The organism is Streptomyces sp. NPDC050732 (assembly GCF_040654255.1).
Taxonomy (GTDB): domain Bacteria; phylum Actinomycetota; class Actinomycetes; order Streptomycetales; family Streptomycetaceae; genus Streptomyces.
Genome location: NZ_JBFAHP010000023.1, coordinates 44,505 through 63,652 on the forward strand (window position 1 = coordinate 44,505; position 19,148 = coordinate 63,652).

The following is a 19,148-nucleotide window of genomic DNA, read 5'->3' on the forward strand; positions in this document are numbered from 1 at the left end:
CCGGTGTGCGCCAGTATGCGTGGGATGTCGAGTCCGCTTAGCGTGGCCGCATGGGTGCAGCCAAGGGCAAGAGCGCGGCCGTGGAGATCGACACGGGGGAGCGGACGGTGCGGCTGTCCAGCCCGGACCGGGTGGTCTTCCCCGAGCGGGGGTTCACCAAGCTGGACGTCGCCGAGTACTTCGTGGCCGTGGGGCCGGGCATTCTCCGCGCGCTTCGGAATCGCCCCACGACCCTGCAGCGCTACCCGGAGGGGGCGGCCGGCGAGTTCTTCTATCAGAAGCGCGTCCCTAAGAACCATCCCGACTGGATCCCCACCGCCACCATCGCCTTCCCCAGCGGCCGCACCGCCGACGAGATGTGCCCCACCGAGGTGGCCGCCGTCATCTGGGCCGCCCAGTACAACGCCCTCACCTTCCACCCGTGGCCGGTACGCGGCGACAACCTCGACCATCCCGACGAGCTCCGCATCGACCTCGACCCGCAGCCCGGCACCGACTACGCGGACGCGGTACGGGCCGCCCACGAACTCCGCTCCGTGCTCGACGAGTTCGGCGGCCTCGTCGGCTGGCCCAAGACGTCGGGCGGACGCGGGCTGCACGTCTTCGTGCCCATCGAGCCGCGCTGGACCTTCACCCAGGTGCGCAGGGCCGCGATCGCCTGCGGACGGGAACTGGAGCGGCGCATGCCGGACGCGGTCACGACGGCCTGGTGGAAGGAGGAGCGGGGGCAGCGGATCTTCGTGGACTACAACCAGACCGCCCGGGACCGCACGATCGCCTCCGCCTACTCCCTGCGTGCCCGCCCGCACGCCCCCGTGTCGGCGCCCCTGCGCTGGGACGAGGTCGAGGACGCCCGCCCCGAGGACTTCGACCTCGCCACCATGCCGGGCCGCTTCGCCGAGGTCGGCGACCTCCACGCGGGCATGGACGACCGCGCCCACTCCCTGGAGGCCCTCCTGGAACTGGCCACCAAGGACGAGCACGACCACGGCCTGGGCGACCTGCCGTACCCGCCGGAGTACCCGAAGATGCCCGGCGAGCCGAAACGCGTCCAGCCGAGCCGCGCGAAGCATGAGGAGTGACGTGACCGGCCGGTTCCGGAACGGCGCCCCCGCCCCAGCGGGGCGAGAGCGCCGAAGCGGGCCGGGGAGAGCCGAGCCGGGCTACAGCTCCTTGATCCGGATGTCCCGGTACGACACCACGTCCGTCACGCCGTGGACCTGGAGTCCCACGTAGCCGGAGGCGTACCTGCGGCCGTCCGTGCCCGGGTCGTCGGCGCGTGGCGGGGTGAAGTCCTGGCCGCCGGTGTTGTCGAACTCGTTGATCAGGACGCCGTTGCGGTAGACCGAGTAGTGCTGGTCCACCACGCGGATCTCGTAGTCGTTCCACGTGCCCTTCGGAGTGACCCCGGCGCCGGCCAGGCCCACCCGGTCGAAGCCGTAGATCGAGCCCGTCTTGTACATGTCGCCGTCGGGCCGGTCGTGGACCTGCACCTCGTGCCCGTACTTGATGGCGACCCACTCGGGGCGCGACTCCTCCGGGTGGTCGTGGACCTGCGGGAAGCGCACGAAGACACCGGAGTTGGTGTTGCCGTTGCCCGGTGCGTCGTCCCGCCACTGGAGCTTCAGCGAGAAGTCGCCGTACTTGCGCTCCGGGAACCAGAGCATGCCCATGCCCTGGACCGTGGTCGAGCTGGTGATGGTGCCGTCGGCGTTGAGCCCGAACCTGCCGCCGCCCACCTGCTCCCACTGGTCGAGGGACTTCTGCGTGCCGTCGAAGAGCTTGCGGTAGCCCTCCGTCTGGCCGGGCTTCCCGATGCCGGACTGTTTGGCGGCGCGGTTGATTTTGTTGTACTCGCGCCTGTCGATCTCGCCGGCCTTCAGGAGTTTGTCCGTCACGCTCCTGACGTGCTTCAGGAAGAGCGCGTGCGACGTCCACTCCTTCTCGTCCTCGATCAGCTCACCCACACGGCAGCGGTTGTTCGTGACGCGGTTGGGGATGCCCGTGTCGACCGTGCCCACGAACACCGTCAACCGCTCGTCGTACTCGGGGCAGTTGGGGGCCGGCACGCCGCCGCCCTCGGCCACCGTGAAGGCCACCGTCTTCGCCCCGGCGGTGTTGCCCGCCTTGTCGCTCGCCCGGTACGCCACCGTGTGGCGGCCCGCTCGGTCGACGACGACCGGCGCCTCGTACGCGAGGTAGGGCCCGCCGTCCAGGGAGTACTCGACCTTGTCGACGCCCGAACCGGCGTCCGTGGCGGTGACCGTCACCTTCGCCTTCCCGAGGTAGGCACCGTCCGAGTCCTTGTCGCCCTCGACCTTCGCCGACGTCTCCGGAGGCGTCCTGTCCTCCACGGGCGGCGCGACGACCGTGAAGTCGACGGCCTTCTCGGCCGCCTGGTTGCCCGCCTTGTCGGACGCGCGGTAGCGGACCTTGTGGGCGCCGGCCCCGTGCACCATGACCGGCGCGGTGTACGCGGTCCAGGCGCCGTCACCGACCGCGTACTCGATCTTGTTGACGCCGGAACCGGTGTCGGACGCCGTCACCGTGACCGTCGCCATCCCGACGTACTGCCCCTGGTCGTTCTTCTCACCGGTCACCGTCGCCGAGGTCTCCGGAGGTGTTCTGTCGTCCGTCGGCGGTGCGACGACCTTGAAGTCGACCGCCTTCTCCGCCGACGTGTTGCCCGCCTTGTCGGTGGCCCGGTAGCGGATCTTGTGGGTGCCGACCCGGTCGACGACCACCGGCGCGGTGTACGGCTGCCACGCGCCGTCCGCCCCGACCGCGTACTCGATCCTGTCGACGCCCGAACCCTCGTCCGTCGCCGTCACGGCCACCGAGGCCGAACCGACGTACGCGCCGTCGGAGTTGGTCTGCCCCTCCACCTTCGCCGCGGTCACCGGGGCCGCGGTGTCCTCGCCGCCGCCCTCGGTCACGATCAGGATGCCCTGCATCGAACCGTGGCCGGGGATGGTGCAGTGGTAGCGGTAGCGGCCCGGGGTGAGCGTCACCTCTGCGGTGTGCTTGCCGCCCTGGTCGTCGTTGGGGTTGGCCAGGATGTTCAGCGGGACGTCGTTGTTGTATTCAGGGTCGGAGACGTCGAACGTCAGCGTGTGCGGCATGCCCGTCGTATTGCCGGTCGCCTCGCTGTTCTCGAAGACGATCGTCGTCGGCCCCGCCACCGCCGTCGTGGGCGCCGACTTGTACTTGGCGATGTCGTTGTCGGCGGTCCAGGTCAGGGTCTGGGCGGCGGCGAGCCCGGTGTTGTCGGGCCGCGCCGTCGCCGCGGTCGACGTCAGTCCGAGCACCATGAGGAGCGCGGCGAGCAGAGCCGTCCACAGTCTTCGTTTCCGTATGGTCCGGTGGTGCGCCGGAAGGGACCGCTGCCACGGAGAACGCATCATCCCGCCTTCCTTGCCAGGTCGCCGGCGGCCGGGGTCGCCGCCCCGCCCTTGTACGTCACGCGCCACAGCGCCGACTTGGAGTCCGAGGTGAAGAAGCCGCGGCCGTAGTCGAGGACGTACAGCGAGCCGTCCGGCGCGAACTTCCAGTCCATGAGGTTCTTGATGCCGTCGTTGCCGATCGGAATGATCTTCTTCAGGGATTCGGCGTGGACCGGGAGGCCGCCGCCGCCGACCGTCTTCGGGTCGGTGACGACCGCGTGCCGCGGCTGGTCGCCGTCGTAGAAGTCACCGACGAACCACTTCCCGTCCCAGTACGAGGGCCACTTGTCGGCGCTCGTGCTCGCCGCGTCGTAGCGGTAGACGGGACCGTTCATGGTGGCCTGGCCGCCGCCCTTGAGCCACGGCAGGAGCAGCTTCTGCTCCGACGTCCGGTAGCTCGGCACACCGTTCGCGTCGCGCGGGTAGTCGACACCGCCGCCCTGCGGCGAGTACCAGATGTTGTTGGGCTCGGCCGGCGGGATGTTCACCAGGCCGTCGTTGTTGGGCGACTCGTTCTTCAGGTTCTCGCAGTCGTACCAGCCGAGCGGCTTCGTCGGGTCCGGCAGATTCCGGTCGCGGTAGGGCTGGTTGTTGCCCATGCAGTACGGCCAGCCGCGGTTGGAGGCGTGGGTGATCGCGGCGAACGTGTCGTACTTCGCCGGGCCCCACGTCGTCGACGGCGCGCCGGCGTCCGGGCCGACCCAGCCCGCGTACAGCGTGTCGGTCTTCTTGTCGATGGAGATGCGCGCCGGGTTCCTGACGCCCATCACATAGATCTCGCCGCGCGTCTTGCCGCCGCCCTCGGCCTGCTCCTTGCCGGTGAAGAGGTTGCCCTCGGGAAGGGTGTACGTTCCGTCGGCCTCCGGGTGGATGCGCAGGATCTTGCCGTTGAGGTTGTTGGTGTTGCCCGCGGTGCGGCGGGCGTCGGCGAAGGAGACGCCCTTGAAGTTGGGCTGCGGGTTGTTGCCCGAGTAACCGTCGCTGAAGCGCGAGGAGTTGTTGTCACCGGTCGCGATGTAGAGGTTGCCCTTGGAGTCCCAGGCCATCCCGCCGCCCGCGTGACAGCAGCTGTGGATCTGCACCGGCCACTTCAGGAGCACCTTCTCGCTGCCCATGTCCAGCTTGTTCGTGTCCCGGTCGAACGTGAAGCGGGAGACGTACCGCTCGGCCATGTGCGTCTCGCGGTTGATCTTCGAGTGGGGTGTGTAGTGCAGGTACACCCACCCGTTCTGCTCGAACTTCGGGTCCAACTCGATGCCGAGCAGGCCTTCTTCGACCTTGATGAGCTCGTCACCGCCGCCCTTGTTCCCGAACACCGTCAGGGCGCCCGCGAGCGTCACCTTCTTGGTCTTCGGGTCGTAGACGTGGATCTCGCCCGTGCCCTTGCCGATGTCCGGGTCGTTCCAGTCGGTGACGACCGGCTGGGAGGAGTCGGCGCCGCCCCGCCCGATGTAGAAGACCTTCCCGTCGGGCGCGGTGACCAGGCCGTGCGGCTCGCCGATCTGGTCGTTCCTGCCCGGCTGGTTGGCCTGGGTGAGGCGCTCCGCCTTGTAGTTGGCGTTGATCGTGCCCTTGCAGTCGGTGCGCGCGATGCGGGTCGTCCACAGCAGAGCGCCCCGCAGATGACCGCGGAAGTCCGCTTCGTCGTACGACGCCGCGGTGCCGCCCATGCCGGTGTAGAAGGAACGTCCGCCGTCGTAGTCGCGGCACCAGGACACCGGGTGGTCCCAGCCATTCGCCCCGGAGCCGGGCTTGTAGGTCGTCTCTCGTACCCGCGCGACCGTATGCACGTCGCCCGAGGGGTTCTTCGCCCAGTTCAGCCACCGGTCGGGGCGCTTCCACTGGAGGGGCAGCTCCTTGGTCGCCGGGTGCTCGCGGTCGCCGACCTCGACGGTCGCGCGCTGGACGTCCGTCGGGCTCGCGTCGGCGGGACGGGCGCCGATCAGGCCGGTGAACCAGTCCGAGTACGGCTCGGCGCGGGCCGCGTCGTGGATGCCTAGGAAGCCGCCGCCGGCCTCCATGTACGCCTCAAGGCCCGCCTCCTGCTCGGGGTCGAGGACGTCTCCGCCGCCGGTGAGGAAGGCCACGGCGTTGAACTTCCCGAGCCTGGCCTCGTTCGTGAAGACGGCCGGGTCGTCCGTCGCCTCGATCCTGAACCGCTGGGCGGCCGGGCCCGACCGGCCGATCCTCTCGATCGCCTCGATGCCGGCGTTGACGACCGGTGACTCGTCGCCGCCCGCCGCCGAACCGTGGAAGACCAGGACCTTGACGTTGGCCCCGCCGGGCGGCGAGGGAAGGGACATCGTTGTCACCGGCGGTTCCGGGTACGGCCGCGCGGAAGCGGCCTGCGCCGAGAGTGCCCCGGTGACCATGGCGCCGGACAGCAGCGCGGCCGTCCAGGCCCGGCGCGAGCGGTACGGTCTGTGTCGTGCTCGGATCGACCCTCGTACGGTCAAGGGCTCTTGATGCGGTGTGCGCCGCATGAGTACACCCACCCCTCGTCGGTCACAGCAACAGCGCCGACGAAGCTAGACCTCTTTTCGCAACTCGCCAATAGGTATCACCGCGATAGCACGAACTTTGTCCTGCGTGTGGATAAACGAAGGTCCGGCCGATACCGTGTGGCCGTCCCCGGGGCCTCCTGCGCCCCGTCAGTCTCCGTACCGCAGTGGGGAGTTCGTCATGGGCCGGCGGAACCGACAGGATCTCGACAGGCGGAGCTTCAACCGGCGGATGCTGGTGGGCGGCGCGGCAGCCGCGGCCGGTGTGACATCGTTGTCGATCGCGGGCGCGCCCGACGCGAGCACGGCGGAGGCCCCCAGGACCGCCCCCGCGGGCGGCGAGGTCAAGCGCATCAAGATGTACGCGGAGAAGCTCCCCGACGGGCAGATGGGCTACGGCCTGGAGAGGGGCAAGGCCTCCATTCCGGGGCCGCTCATCGAGCTGAATGAGGGCGACACCCTGCACATCGAGTTCGAGAACACGATGGACGTGGCCGCCAGTCTGCACGTGCACGGCATGGACTACGAGATCTCCAGCGACGGCACCAAGCACACCAGGAGCCATGTCGAGCCGGGCGGCAAGCGCACCTACACCTGGCGCACGCACGCCCCGGGCCGCCGCAAGGACGGCACCTGGCGCCCCGGCACCGCGGGCTACTGGCACTACCACGACCACGTGGTCGGCACGGATCACGGCACCGGCGGCGTGCGCAAGGGGCTCTACGGTCCGCTGATCGTGCGCCGCAAGGGGGACCTGCTGCCGGACAAGACCTTCACGATCGTCTTCAACGACATGACGATCAACAACAAGTCCGGCCACGACAGCCCCACCTTCGAGGCCACGGTGGGCGACCGGGTCGAGTTCGTCTCGATCACCCACGGCGAGTACTACCACACGTTCCACGTGCACGGTCACCGCTGGGCGGACAACCGCACGGGCCTGCTGACCGGCCCCGACGACCCGAGCCAGATCCTCGACGACAAGATCACGGGCCCGGGCGACTCCTTCGGCTTCCAGGTCGTCGCGGGCGAGGGCGTGGGGGCCGGGGCCTGGATGTACCACTGCCATGTGCAGAGCCACTCGGACATGGGAATGGCCGGGCTGTTCCTGGTGAAGAAGGCGGACGGAACGATTCCGGACTATGAGCCGCACCATGGGGCGCGGTCCGGGAAGCCGGCGAAGCCCCCGTCCGCGAAGTCTCCGTCCGCGAAGTCGAAGTCGCCGTCCGGGCCGTCTTCAGGAAAGTCGTCGGAGAGCGCCGCCGAGGAGCACGCGCACCACTAGCGGCCGGGCCCGGCAACCGGCCGCGCCCCGCCCTCAGTCACGGACGCGCACCCGCTCAAGCAACTCCTCCAGCATCTCGGCCAGATCGTCCAGGTCGGGGTGGCCCTCCGGGTCCGCCCAGCGGTCGACCCAGCCGGTCGCCTCCATGTGCTCAAGCCGTTCGGCGAGGCGGGGGCTGACCTCCTCCGGGAGGCTGAACTGCGCGTCCATGGCCGCCAGTTGCAAGGCCGACAGGAACTCCCAGTGCACGTCGGGTGCGTCGAACTCGGTGAGCAGCCGGTCGTACGCGTCCGGGGCGCCGTGTTCCAGGGCGTGCTGGAGAGTCGCGGCGCGGATCTCCGGTGCGGGCGAGTCGGCGTGGCGTGCCATGGCGTCCGCCACGGTCCGGGCGGCGGCCAGTTCGGGGCGTGCCAGGCCGGCCAGGCTGCGGGCGGCGGCAGCGCGCACCTGGACATCGGAGTCGTGGTCGAGGCGCTCCAGGAGGGCGGCCACGACCCGGCTCTCCGCGGGGGTGCCGGGGGCCAGCAGCCCCACGCCCGACGCGGCGGAGGAGCGGACATCGGCATCGGCGTGCCGCATCCTGGTGAGGAACAGCTCCACCGGCGGGTCAGGCAGCCGCGAGGCCAGGTGCAGCCGCACGTAACAACCGAGGAGCTGGAACAGGACGAACGGTGCCTGCTCGCGCGCCAGCAGGTGGTCCAGGGCAGCGCGGGTCCGCCCGCGCCGGAGTATGCCGTCGCGCATGATCTGGTGGTGCAGCGTCTCGACGCCCAGGGTCACCCGGTCGTCGTCCGCGCTCATGCAGAGCGCCAGCGTCTCGTCGACCTGCACGCCGTGCCGCGCGCGGTCCGTCCACGACTCCTCGTCGGGCTCGTCCACCAGCGGGGCGATCAGGACGAGGCGTTCCTCGCTGTCGGGAGGAAAGGCCAGGGCCCTTTCCAGGACCACGCGCGCCTCGCCCCGCACCCGCTCCGCCTCCTCCGCGGACAGCGGCTCGTTCCTGCGCACCACGAGCGACGCCAGCATGACCGCGACGTCGAACGCCAGGTCGCGTGAGAAGGTGCCGGGTCGTCCCAGACCGTCGATCCCCTCGGCGGTCCAGCCCTCGCCGCGCAGATAGGCGAGACGCTCCCGCATGTCGTCGCAGAGGTCATCGCCGATGTCGCGCGGCGCCGGGGGCCCGCCGAGCTCCGCCACGAGACCGGTCCACACCCGCACGAAGCCCTCCGGGTCGTCCAAGTGCTCCGCGACGATCCGCTCCGTGCGCTCACGGATCGCCGCGTCGCGGCGCAGCGCGGCCGCGAAGCCGTCCACCACGGTCTCGTGGAAGTCGTCCGTGAACGGCTCGCGCGCCACGGCCGCCGCCAGCTCCCGAAGCGCCCACTCCAGGCCGGCCACCTCCGCCGCGTCGGCCGCCGCCTTGGCCCGCACCGCCGCATCCGGATCCCGCAACGCCCCGGCCAGCTCCTCGTGCAGCTCGGCCTGCCTGCGCTCTCTCCGCTTCTTGAACATGGGGGCAGGGTATGCGCACAGGATGACGCTGCCCGAGGAGCGCTGCGGTTCCGTGCCGCGAGGGGGCACCTGGGCGAGGCGGGGCAGAAGCCGGACCCGGCGCCTTGCCGGGACCTGATGCCGCGCTCGGCGGGCCCGTACGGCAGGGTCATCGCCACGGCCGGGGACGTCGCCCGGCTCGCACAGCTGCACCTCGAAGGCGGCGTGGCGCGGGACGGCACGCGCGTGCTCTCCGAGAAGACCGTCGCGCTGATGCGGCGGCGCGTGGTCGACTCCCCGGACAAGTGGACCGTACGGCCACCTGCGCGTGGTGCCGTCGGCGGGCGTAACGGTCGTGCTGCTCACCAACGGCGGCGGCGCCCGCGAGCTGTACGCGGCGCTGTTCCGCGAACTCCTCGCCGAGCTGGCCGGAGTGACGATGCCGGCGCCCTTCGCGCCGCCCACCGAGCCGCCCGTGGTCTTCTCCCCCCTGCGGGACGGCACAGGCTGCGTCTCCATCGGTATGCGCTGCGGCCCCAAGGTCGCGCAGCCCTGCCGGGGAGTCGGCGAACCGCCCGTGGTGTGCGACGACTTCACCCTCGCCGGGCGGTCCTCGGGGCCGATACGGGAAGATGCCTCCTGAACATCGTCAGGGAGGAGTGACCGAGGTGACCGAGGAACCGCGCCCGACCCTGGAGGCCGTGGCGGCCCGTGCCGGGGTTTCCAGGGCCACCGTCTCGCGTGTCGTCAACGGTGACCCAGGGGTGCGGGAGGTGCTTGCCGAGAAGGTGCGGCACGCGGTCGACGAGCTCGGCTACGTCCCCAACCGCGCCGCCCGCAGCCTGGTCACCCGGCGCCACGACGCGGTCGCCGTGGTGATCGCCGAACCGGAGACGCGGGTCTTCGCCGACCCGTTCTTCGCGCTGCAACTGCGCGGCATCAGCAAGGAGTTGACGGCGAACGACATCCAGCTCGTGCTGCTGCTCACCGAGGGGCGGGACGACCACGAGCGGGTCGGCCGCTATCTCGCGGGCGGCCACGTCGACGGGGCCCTCGTCTTCTCGCTGCACCTCGACGACCCGCTGCCCGGCATCATCCGGCGCGCCGGGGTGCCCACCGTGTTCGGCGGCAGGCCCGGGTGGCCGCAGGAGGAGCCGGGCGAACCGAGCGCGGCGTACGTCGACTGCGACAACCGCGGCGGCGCGCGCGAGGCCGTGCGCCACCTGGTCGGCCTCGGCCGCGGCCGTATCGCGCACATCACCGGGGCGCTCGACCAGACGTCCGCGGTCGACCGGCTCGACGGCTACCGCGACGTCCTTGGCGACGTCGATCCTCGGCTGATCGCCGAGGGGGACTTCACCCCGGCGGGCGGGGAGCGCGCGATGCGTGAACTCCTTGAACGCGTGCCGGACGTGGACGCCGTCTTCGCCGCCAGCGACCTGACGGCGTCCGGCGCCCTCCGCGTGCTGCGCGAGCGGGGCAGGAGGGTGCCGGACGACGTGGCGGTGGTCGGGTTCGACGACATGCTTCCGGTGGCCGAGCAGACCGATCCGCCACTGACGACGGTCCGTCAGGAGATCGAGGAGATGGGCCGGTTGATGGCGGGGATGCTGCTGAGCGGCAGGGGAGGAGCCGAGCCCGTCCCCGTCGAACCGGCCGGTGTGGTCCTGCCGACATCCCTGGTGCGCAGGGCATCGGCGTGACCGAACCGCCCGCGGCGGCGACGGGGGCGCGTCAGGACCCGACGCTCACCGTGAACCGCCGCGGGTTCCCGTCGTGCGCCGCCCCCGACACGTCCGGTTGCCCGTCGGGCCGCACGTCGTCGTACGGAAACGCGTACCCGATGGGGGAGTTGGCGTGCACCACGCGTGACCAGTGGTTGGTCACCGCGTCCCGGTAGTAGTCGGCCGTGCTCGTCCCGTTCGGCTGCTGGGGGTGGGTGAGCATGATGCTGCGGTTGAAGCCGGCCGCGAGCCGGGCGAGCAGGCCCTTCTTGTCGTCGGGGTCGTTCGGGATGTTGGCGAACGGACCGTGGTTGCAGGTGAAGATGTCCTTCGAGGTGGGCTTGGTGAAGGAGTGGCCGCCGTTGAACGTCAGTACGTCGCCGCTGACGCGCCCGGTGAACACGCCGCGGCCACCCTGAAGGTCGATCTTCAGGTCGGTGCCGCGGTACTTGTCCCACACCTTGTCGATGTAGCCGCTCCACACGTCGCGGAACGGCATCTGGTCCGGCCTGTCGAAGTACGGCGCCATGAGGTTCTGCGGCGAGATCACCCGCAGTACGCCACCGTTGTCGCCGCGGATGACCAGCTTGTCCCACGGCTGCCCGTCCTTCGCCGCCTGCGCCGTGAGGTCCGCCGCGATCCTGCCGACGGCTCCGTCCGGCAGCGGGGCGACGGTGTGCCTGGCGTCGCCCTCCAGGGTCAGCCCGATGGGCAGCGCGGTGACGAGGTCGACGTAACTGATGTTGGCGTAGAGCTGCTGCGGGTTGAAGGTGAACTCGCAGAACGACCACGTGCGGCCGTAGTTGGGGTCCGCGCGGGTGGCGAAGGCCGGCTCGACCAGCGCAGGGCCCGGGTTGAGGAAGAAGTCCAGCTTGTCGTCGCGTACGAAGTAGACGCGCGCGCCGAACATCTGAGGCAACGTCAGCACCTTGGGTGCCGAGCCCGCGGCGCCGAGCGGGATGGCGCAGTCGACGGGCAGCGGGGTCTGGGGCGCCGAGGGCGACTCGGGGCGGTAGACGCCGCCGTCCGGCTTGAGCAGCAGCCAACGGCCGGTGCCCTGCTCGTGTCCGGTGACGTAGGCGCGGACCTGGCCGGGGAGCGACTTGTTCACGAGGGCGAGTTCGCAGGTGGCGGGGGCGGCGGTGTCGCCCGCCAGGGCGCGGGGGCTGAGGGCGCTGCCCCAGGCGGGGTAGGTGAGGGCGCCCGCGGCGCCGGCTGCGGAGGTCAGGAACGTTCGACGCGATATCACGGAAGGTCTCCTGCGCGGTTGCGTGGGGGGAGGGGGAGGAGGGGTGGGGAGCAGGGGTGGTGGGGAGGTGGTGCACCACTGTCCCGACGCCGGAATGCGGCGTCAAGAGTTATGGCTGAGAGCGCTCTCAAAAATGTTGTCCCTTCACGAAATGGCGGCGTGAGAGCGCGGGGAGGCCGGCCGGTCCGGCGGGAGGCGGATTGTCAGTGGGGGGTGCCAGACTCAGGAGTGCGGAAGAGAGATGCGACAAAGGAGTCGATCATGCTCAATGACCGTTTTCTCACGGGAGCCCCCGTCTGGGTGGACTCGTGCGCGCCCGACCTCGCCAGTGTCAGCGCCTTCTATCGGGAGCTGTTCGGCTGGGAGCTGCAGCGGGGCCCGGCGGAAGTGGGCGGCTACAGCCAGTATCAGCTCGCCGGCCGGACCACCGCGGGCGCGATGGACATGCCGGCGGACGAAGCTGCGCCGTCCTGGACGCTCTATTTCCGGACGCCGGACGTGGACGCCACGGCGAAGTCGGCCGAGCAGGCCGGCGGCGGCACGCTGTTCGAGGCCGTGGACATCCTCGACCTCGGCCGCATGGCGGGCCTCACCGACTCGGCGGGCGTGCCGTTCTCCGTGTGGCAGCAGGGAGAGCTGAAGGGCCTTGATGTCCTGAACGAACCGGGCGGGCTGATCTGGACCGAGCTGTACACCCCGGACGTCTCCGCCGCCCTCCGGTTCTACGGCTCCGTGTTCGGCTGGCAGACCACCGAGGCCACCTTCCCCGGCGGGACGTACACGATGCTGCACCCCGCCGACGGCACGGCGGACGACATGTTCGGCGGCGTGGTGCCGCTGGCCGGTGACCCCGCCGAGGGCGACGGGGCGTATTGGCTGCCGTACTTCCAGGTGGACGACTGCGACAGCGCGGTCGCCAGGGCCCGGCAGGGCGGCGGCGAGGTGCGGATGGAGCCCCTCTCGATGGAGGGCGTCGGCCGCTTCGCAAAGCTGGCGGACCCGGCGGGCGCGCGGTTCGCGGTGCTACAGCCTTCGCCTCCCGGCGAGCAGGACGCGTAGAGCGCGACAGCGCGACAGTACTTGAACGGGGCGGGGCCCTGCCCAAGCGGACAGCACCCCGTCCACACCGCACGGCCCCTCCGGCCCTGCCGCCCACGGCGCCGCGCCGTACGCGGTACACCGCCCGCGGTCTGCGGTACGCCCGACGCCGCCCGCCCCATACCGCTCGCGACACAATGTCCCCCGCTGAGTGTGCGCCGGACCCGCCGGACCCGCCGGACCCGCCGGACCCGCCGGACCCGCCGGACTCACCGCCTTCGGCGGTTTCGGCGCCCCCGTCGATGGGCAGTCCCCAGCGGGAGCCGGGTCGTCGATCGGCCGTGCGTTGATCGTTCGTTGATTGGTTGTTTCGCGGGGTCGGGCAGCATCGGTGGCATGCAGATCGAGATGACAGCCGAGCCGGAGCTCGCCTGGCAGGAGCAGGCCCTGTGCGCCCAGACCGGCGCCGACTTCTTCTTCCCCGAGCCAGGGAGCTCGGTGCGTGAGGCGAAGGACATCTGCCAGATGTGCGAGATGCGCACGGCTTGCCTGGAGTACGCGTTGGCCAACGACGAGCGGTTCGGCGTCTGGGGCGGCCTCTCCGAGAAGGAGCGGTACGCCCTCAGACGCGAAACCCGTGCCTGACCCGGCGGTCCTCAGGCGTACGCGACGACGAACCGCCGGGTCCCCGCGGGGACCCGGACGTCGTCACCGGTGACGGGTAGTTCCCGGCCGTCCGCCGACACCGACCGCACCGTCCCGAACCGGCACGGGTAGACGTACCGCACCCGCTCCGGGGCCTCGGTCACCTCCACCGTCACCGTCCGCCTGCCCGCGTCGTGCGTGAGCCGGTATCCGAAGGGCTCGCCGAACAGGGTCGGAGCGGACTCGACGGCCACCGTGTCGCCGTCCGGCACCCAGTGGGGCCGTACGCCCGGCGCGATGTACATGTGCGGATCGTGGTCCTCGTCCGCCTCGAAGAGCAGGATGTCGCGGATCAGGAGCAGATACTCGGCGGCGGCCCAGCCGTGCGGGATGTCGCCCATGTACCAGGGGCGGGACGGCACCTCCCGGAAGTCCGACGCGACGGTGAAGGCGTGCTGCTCGTTCCACGCGCCGAGCGCCACCGCCCGCTCCTCCGTCCGCGGGAAGGCCGCCCCGACGATCCAGCCGAGCAGCTCGTCCATCCGCCCGGGGTCGCCCGCCAGCAGGTACGCGTGCGCCAACTGTGTCGTGAGATACGGGCCGTAGGCGTTCCACGCGGCCTCGTGCCGGTAGCCGCCCGACACGAAGTGGGCGTACATCGTGTCGAGGGTGGAGCGCGCCGCCGCGTCGATGTCCGTGCCCAGCTTGCTGCCCATGTGCAGCCGCAGCGGGTGGAAGAACGCCGCGGTGCCGATCATCGTCGAGTCGAGCCGCCCGACGTCACCGGGACCGGTCGGGATGTACGTCTCCCACGCACCCCGCCTGCGCTGCTCCGCGAGGACCCAGCGCACCGAGGCCGCCGTCGCGTGCTTGACGTCGTCGAAGGCGGCCCAGAGTTCGGGCACGTCGGGCGAGCCGATGCGCTCCGCGAGGCGCGCCGCCTCGTACAGGCCGGCAAGTGCCCACAGGTCGTCCCAGTAGTGCGGCTTGTCGCGCTCGCCCAGGTGCTCGGCGCTCCAGCCGCTGTGCAGCAGCCCGTACTGGTCGCGGTTGTCGCGCAGCCAGCGGGCGCCGTCGATGACGTACGGCGTGTAGAGCTTCGTGCCGAACGCGGCGGCGCGGCCCGTCGTGCGGTCGAAGCGGCCTATCGCCCAGAGCGCCTGGCCGTTGCTGTCCCACTCGCGGTCGTCCCGCTCGTGCGGGCCGCCGTAGAAGCCGTACTCCGCGCACGGCCCGACGCGGCCCGTGCCGCGGTTGAACTTCAGCGGGTAGTGCGTGCCCAGTTGGTGCTCGGCGAGCGCCGCGTCGCCCACCAGCGAGCAGGCGGTGGCCTCGACGGACGAGTCGCGGATCCAGAACGAGTCGTAGACCGTCGGGCCCGGATGGATCTCCCCGTGGTCGGAGAGGATGAGCAGCTGCGAGCGGGACTCGCGGAACAGGTCCGTCAAGTGGGCTACCGGGCGCGGCAGTTCGGGCTGCAGTCCCTGCTCGATGAGTTTCGACGTCCAGAACGCCCGGTTGGCCTCCTCCAGCTCGTCGGCCGGCGTGGCCCTGATCTCGGCCAGGTCGTCGGCCCCGCTGTACAGGTCGACGGGCAGCCGTACGTCCAGCTCGAACGTCTCGTCGTCGATGACCCGGAACGGCCAGGCGAACGCCGCGCTGCACAACCCCGCGACCTGGTCCTGCGCCTGCCCCGCGCCGTTCAGCTTGCCGCCCGTGACCAGGTCGTGGAACGGGTTGCGCGTCAGGTAGGAGACCGGGTCCTCGCTGAAGTCGGGGTTGCCGTACACGCCGTACTGCGCGGGCGGTGTGTCGAACACCGGGCCCCAGCCGCTGTTCGTCTCCACCCGGCTCTCCAGCGGCAGATGTCGCAGGAACGTCAGCCTCCGGTCGGTGATCTGCCGGCCGTTGCGGTCGTGCCGCTGGAAGCCGCTCGGGCCCGCGGGCATGACCGCAGCGCACAGCCAGCCCTCGCGCGGCTGCCCGGTCGCGGTGCCCACCGTCACCCGGGTGACCACGAGATCGCGCTGCCGCGCACCCACGGCCGTCGCGAAGGTGCGCTGCACGAACGCGACACCGTCCGGCGTCCGGAAGTCCGTGAGGACCACCGGCAGGTGCGGGGCCTCCATGCGCTGGGCCACCGTGCCGCCGTCGGGCAGCTGCGGCAGGTGCAGGGCGCCCGTCGCCGGGTCGTACAGGAAGAAGGACAGGCAGTACTTGTCGTAGACCGGCTCGATCTCACCGGCCTGCCCGATCAGGGACTCCTGACGGTGGTCCTTCACGCCCACCATGTGCCAGTAGCGGTACAGGGCGTTGGAGGCCAGGGCGGCCTCCTTCGATTCGTACGTCCCGGAGTCGAAGTCGTCGCTCCAGCGCCGGAAGGCCTGCTGCGCCCACCACGGCACGGGATAGGGCACCTGCCCCTTGCCCGCCCAGCTGCGCCACATGACCTCGTAGAACATCCGCTCATGGGTCTGCGCCATGGGTTCCACCCCCGGTGCCCACAGTTGCACCGCGCGGGGCTTTCGTAAATCGTGTGCCCCGGGTCAGGATCCCGGCTTGACCGTCTTCATCGTCAGGTGCGAGTCGACGCGCAGGACACAGGGGAGGCCGGTGAGCTTCCCGGTGAGGAAGGCCTCGTAGGCGGCGTGGTCGGCGACCGCGACGCGGATGAAGTAGTCGGGGCGGCCGAACATGCGCCGAACCTCTATGACCTCCTCGTAGGAGGCCACGACCTCTTCGAACTCAAGGTAGGTGTCGCGGTCGTTGGCGCTGACCTCGACGTCGATGAGGACTTCGAGGCCGCGCCCGAGCGCCGCGGTGTCGATGACGGCGTGGTAGCCGGCGATGACGCCCGCCTCCTCCAGGCGCTTGACCCGGCGCAGACAGGGAGGCGCGGTCAGGCCCACGCGCTTGGCCAGCTCGACGTTGGTGAGACGGCCGTCCTGACGCAGGTGAAACAAAATGTCGTGGTCGAGGGCATCCAGGCGAATTTCATTGCTCACGGGCCCATCCTAGAGCCACTATCGGCAATCAAATTAGGCGTGGATCTTCATAAAATGTCGGCATGCGAATAGCACCACCCGTCGCTGACGACCCTCCTGTGTCCACCTCCATCCCCTCTGCACGCCCCCTCGCGGGGCTGCGGACCGCGCTCGGGGACACCGCCTCCGTAGGACTCGCCTTCCTGCCGCTCGGTCTCGCCTTCGGGGCTCTCGTCACCCATTCCGGGCTCGACTGGTGGTGGGCGGGCCTGTCCGCCGCGCTCGTCTACGCGGGCTCGTTCGAATTCCTGCTCATCGGCATGGTCACCGCCGTCGCCCCGCTGGCCTCCATCGCCGTGGCCGCCTTCATGGTGAACGTCCGGCACGTGTTCTACGCGCTGTCCTACCCGCTGCACCGTGTCGAAGGGCGGGCAGGCAAGGTGTACGGGACCTTCGCGCTCAGCGACGAGGCGTTCGCCCTGACCTCGGGGGAGCAGGCCCGCTCCTGGCCGGGCCGGCGCATCCTCGGGCTGCAGCTCCTCCTGCATCTGTACTGGGTGGCCGGCTCGGTCGCCGGTGCGCTGCTCGGCTCACTCATCCCCGACAGCGTCCGGGGTCTGGACTTCGCGCTGACCGCCCTGTTCACCGTGCTCGCCGTCGACGCCGTGCGGGATCTGCGCGGTGATCTGCCCACGCCCGTACTCGCCCTGTTCAGTGCCCTGTTCGCCCGCCTCGTCTTTCCCGGCGAGCTGCTCCTGGCCGCCTTCGCCCTGTTCACCGTGGGGCTCCTGGCCCGCCACCTGGTCACCCGGAGGACCCCGGGCCATGCCTGACGCCGGGTACGCCATCGCCGCGGTCCTGGTCACCGCCGCCGTCACGTGGGCCCTGCGCGCCCTGCCCTTCGCCGCACTCGTCCCGCTGCGCGAGAGCGGGACCGTCCAGTACCTCGCCGCCCGCATGCCCGCGGGCGTCATGGTGATCCTCGTCCTCTACTGCCTGCGCGACCTCCCCCACGCGGGCGCCTCCGCCCTGGCCCCCACGGCGGCCGTCGCCGTCACCGTGGGCCTTCATCTCTGGCGCCGCAACGCGCTGCTGAGCATCCTCGGCGGCACCGCCGTCCACGTGATCCTGGCCAGTACCGTCTTCGCCCCCTGAGGCGCCTGAGACGGTGGCGCAGGACGGGAAACCCATGCGAGCAAAGGCAGACTCACCGCCATGGCATGGCGGATGCGCCGGTTCGAATCCGGTCGGGACCACCAGCACGGACCACGCGGGGCGGGCACACATGGGTGAGAGCGGCGGAATCGGCGAGGCGGACCTCGCGGCCTTTCACGACTTGGTCGGCAGACTGCGGGAGCTGCCCGTCGACGACCCGGCGCGGTTGCGCGCCGAGCAGGTCGCGGCCTCCTTCGCCCGCGACGGACGGCTGCGCAGACGCAAGGCGCGCGGCGCCGAGCTGTCCGCCGCCGACGCGGCCGTCATGGCCGCCACCGCGACCGGCGCGGGCGACCGCCGCGAGGACGCGCCCCTGGCCGCCACCGGAACGGGCGGCGTCTTCCGGCGTCCGCGCCCCTGCTACGTCTGCAAGACGTCGTATCGACAGGTCGACTCCTTCTACCACCGGCTCTGTCCGGCCTGCGCTGCCGACAACCGCTCCCGGCGGGCGCTCACCACGGATCTTCGCGGGCGGCGGGTCCTGCTCACGGGCGGCCGGGTGAAGATCGGCTTCCAGCTGGCCCTGATGATGCTGAGGGACGGCGCCGAACTCCTCATCACCAGCCGCTTCCCGCACGACACCGTGCGGCGCTTCCGTGCGGCGCCGGGCAGTGCGGCCTGGCTCGACCGCCTCACCGTGCTCGCCGTCGATCTGCGCGACCCACGCCAAGTACTCGGCCTGTGCGAGGAGTTGCGGCAGGCGGGCGGCCCCCTCGACATCCTCGTCAACAACGCGGCGCAGACGGTCCGGCGGCCCCCCGAGTCGTACGCGGCGCTTGCGGCGGGGGAGACGGCCGAACTGCCCGCGCTCGCCCGGAGCGCGCCGGGATTCCGGCCGGTGCAGACGGAGCGGACCGCGCCGGGCGCCGCCGGACAGGGCGCCCTCGCGCTCGTCCTGCGCGACGCCGACGAGGCCGGGCTGCTCCCCGACGCCGCGCCGGAGAACTCCTGGTCCGCCCGGCTCGGCGGCCTCGACCCCGCCGAGGTGCTGGAGACCCAGCTGGTCAACGCGCTCGCCCCGGCCCTGCTCTGCGACCGGCTGCTGCCCCTGCTGCTCGCGTCGCCGCGCCCCCGTACGTACATCGTGAACGTGACGGCGGTCGAGGGCCGCTTCGCCGTGCGCAACAAGACGGCCGGGCACCCCCACACGAACATGGCGAAGGCCGCCCTGAACATGCTCACCCGCACCAGCGCCGCCGAACTCGCCGAGCAGGGCGTGCACATGTGTGCCGTCGACACCGGCTGGATCACCGACGAGAACCCCGCGCCGAAGAAGGACCGCATCGCGGGCGCGGGCTTCCGCACGCCGCTCGACGTCGTGGACGGCGCCGCCCGGATCTACGACCCGATCGTGCGCGGCGAGGCGGGCGCGCCCGTATCGGGCGTGTTCCTCAAGGACTACCGCGAGGCGCAGTGGTGATCCCGGCGCAGCGGTGACCGAGAAAACCGGGAGGCGGCCCGGAGGGGGGCAGGGCGTGCGATCTCGCGCAAGGGCGGGGTCGTCGCGCAGAGGCAGTCGCGCCGGTCTCCAAAACCGGAACACGCTGGTTCGAATCCAGCCGCCCCGCCCCCT

15 protein-coding genes and 2 tRNA genes are annotated in these 19,148 nt (G+C 71.0%); 11 read left to right on the plus strand and 6 right to left on the minus strand.

Annotated elements, in window-relative coordinates; translation table 11 throughout:
* The first annotated feature begins 50 nt into the window (after nucleotides 1-50).
* The gene (gene ligD, locus AB0H82_RS21640; RefSeq protein ID WP_362995039.1) at nucleotides 51-1,082 is read left to right on the plus strand and encodes a non-homologous end-joining DNA ligase; all 1,032 of its coding nucleotides are present in this window, start codon (nucleotides 51-53) and stop codon (nucleotides 1,080-1,082) included.
* 81 nt (nucleotides 1,083-1,163) lie between these two features.
* On the opposite strand, the gene AB0H82_RS21645 is transcribed toward ligD, so the two are convergent.
* Nucleotides 1,164-3,311, minus strand: a complete 2,148-nt coding sequence (locus AB0H82_RS21645; protein ID WP_362995176.1) for a family 16 glycoside hydrolase — start codon at nucleotides 3,309-3,311, stop codon at nucleotides 1,164-1,166.
* Between the two features lie 89 nt (nucleotides 3,312-3,400).
* Nucleotides 3,401-5,815: a ThuA domain-containing protein gene (locus tag AB0H82_RS21650; RefSeq protein ID WP_362995178.1), complete on the minus strand. Its 2,415-nt coding sequence runs from the start codon at nucleotides 5,813-5,815 to the stop codon at nucleotides 3,401-3,403.
* A 310-nt stretch (nucleotides 5,816-6,125) separates the two neighbouring features.
* Between AB0H82_RS21650 and AB0H82_RS21655 the strand changes: the two genes are divergently transcribed.
* Nucleotides 6,126-7,229 carry a multicopper oxidase domain-containing protein gene (locus AB0H82_RS21655; RefSeq protein ID WP_362995041.1) on the plus strand — a complete coding sequence of 368 codons (1,104 nt, stop codon included), beginning with the start codon at nucleotides 6,126-6,128 and terminating at the stop codon, nucleotides 7,227-7,229.
* A gap of 33 nt (nucleotides 7,230-7,262) precedes the next feature.
* Here AB0H82_RS21655 and AB0H82_RS21660 read toward each other — a convergent pair whose 3' ends face one another.
* The gene (locus AB0H82_RS21660) at nucleotides 7,263-8,741 is read right to left on the minus strand and encodes a hypothetical protein (RefSeq protein WP_362995043.1); all 1,479 of its coding nucleotides are present in this window, start codon (nucleotides 8,739-8,741) and stop codon (nucleotides 7,263-7,265) included.
* Between the two features lie 307 nt (nucleotides 8,742-9,048).
* On the opposite strand from AB0H82_RS21660, the gene AB0H82_RS21665 reads away from it, so the two are divergent.
* On the plus strand, nucleotides 9,049-9,363 hold the full coding sequence (locus tag AB0H82_RS21665) for a hypothetical protein (protein WP_362995045.1): 315 nt from the start codon (nucleotides 9,049-9,051) through the stop codon (nucleotides 9,361-9,363).
* 25 nt (nucleotides 9,364-9,388) lie between these two features.
* Nucleotides 9,389-10,423, plus strand: coding sequence for a LacI family DNA-binding transcriptional regulator (locus AB0H82_RS21670; protein ID WP_362995047.1), 1,035 nt, complete (start codon nucleotides 9,389-9,391; stop codon nucleotides 10,421-10,423).
* Between the two features lie 31 nt (nucleotides 10,424-10,454).
* Here AB0H82_RS21670 and AB0H82_RS21675 read toward each other — a convergent pair whose 3' ends face one another.
* The gene (locus AB0H82_RS21675) at nucleotides 10,455-11,693 is read right to left on the minus strand and encodes a glycoside hydrolase family 64 protein (RefSeq protein ID WP_362995049.1); all 1,239 of its coding nucleotides are present in this window, start codon (nucleotides 11,691-11,693) and stop codon (nucleotides 10,455-10,457) included.
* A 261-nt stretch (nucleotides 11,694-11,954) separates the two neighbouring features.
* Between AB0H82_RS21675 and AB0H82_RS21680 the strand changes: the two genes are divergently transcribed.
* Together AB0H82_RS21680 and AB0H82_RS21685 are read left to right on the plus strand one after the other, a co-directional pair.
* Nucleotides 11,955-12,752, plus strand: coding sequence for a VOC family protein (locus AB0H82_RS21680; RefSeq protein ID WP_362995051.1), 798 nt, complete (start codon nucleotides 11,955-11,957; stop codon nucleotides 12,750-12,752).
* A gap of 375 nt (nucleotides 12,753-13,127) precedes the next feature.
* A complete protein-coding gene (locus AB0H82_RS21685) occupies nucleotides 13,128-13,376 on the plus strand; it encodes a WhiB family transcriptional regulator (protein ID WP_362995053.1) in 249 nt (82 codons plus the stop codon).
* A gap of 11 nt (nucleotides 13,377-13,387) precedes the next feature.
* Here AB0H82_RS21685 and AB0H82_RS21690 read toward each other — a convergent pair whose 3' ends face one another.
* Nucleotides 13,388-15,859: a hypothetical protein gene (locus AB0H82_RS21690; RefSeq protein ID WP_362995055.1), complete on the minus strand. Its 2,472-nt coding sequence runs from the start codon at nucleotides 15,857-15,859 to the stop codon at nucleotides 13,388-13,390.
* 63 nt (nucleotides 15,860-15,922) lie between these two features.
* Entirely contained in the window at nucleotides 15,923-16,381 is a 459-nt protein-coding gene (locus AB0H82_RS21695; RefSeq protein WP_362995057.1) for an Lrp/AsnC family transcriptional regulator, read from the minus strand.
* A 62-nt stretch (nucleotides 16,382-16,443) separates the two neighbouring features.
* On the opposite strand from AB0H82_RS21695, the gene AB0H82_RS21700 reads away from it, so the two are divergent.
* The 5 genes from AB0H82_RS21700 to AB0H82_RS21720 all read left to right on the plus strand — a co-directional run bounded on the left by AB0H82_RS21700 (nucleotide 16,444) and on the right by AB0H82_RS21720 (nucleotide 19,144).
* Nucleotides 16,444-17,193 (plus strand): AzlC family ABC transporter permease, encoded by a 750-nt coding sequence (locus tag AB0H82_RS21700; RefSeq protein ID WP_362995059.1) that lies wholly within the window; start codon nucleotides 16,444-16,446, stop codon nucleotides 17,191-17,193.
* Nucleotides 17,186-17,515 carry an AzlD domain-containing protein gene (locus tag AB0H82_RS21705; RefSeq protein WP_362995060.1) on the plus strand — a complete coding sequence of 110 codons (330 nt, stop codon included), beginning with the start codon at nucleotides 17,186-17,188 and terminating at the stop codon, nucleotides 17,513-17,515. Before AB0H82_RS21700 ends, AB0H82_RS21705 begins: the two co-directional genes overlap by 8 nt.
* Nucleotides 17,516-17,552: 37 nt before the next feature.
* Nucleotides 17,553-17,619: transfer RNA gene (locus tag AB0H82_RS21710), tRNA-Ala, on the plus strand.
* Between the two features lie 26 nt (nucleotides 17,620-17,645).
* Nucleotides 17,646-18,995, plus strand: a complete 1,350-nt coding sequence (locus AB0H82_RS21715; RefSeq protein WP_362995062.1) for an SDR family oxidoreductase — start codon at nucleotides 17,646-17,648, stop codon at nucleotides 18,993-18,995.
* A gap of 73 nt (nucleotides 18,996-19,068) precedes the next feature.
* Nucleotides 19,069-19,144: transfer RNA gene (locus AB0H82_RS21720), tRNA-Trp, on the plus strand.
* The last annotated feature ends 4 nt before the right edge of the window (nucleotides 19,145-19,148 follow it).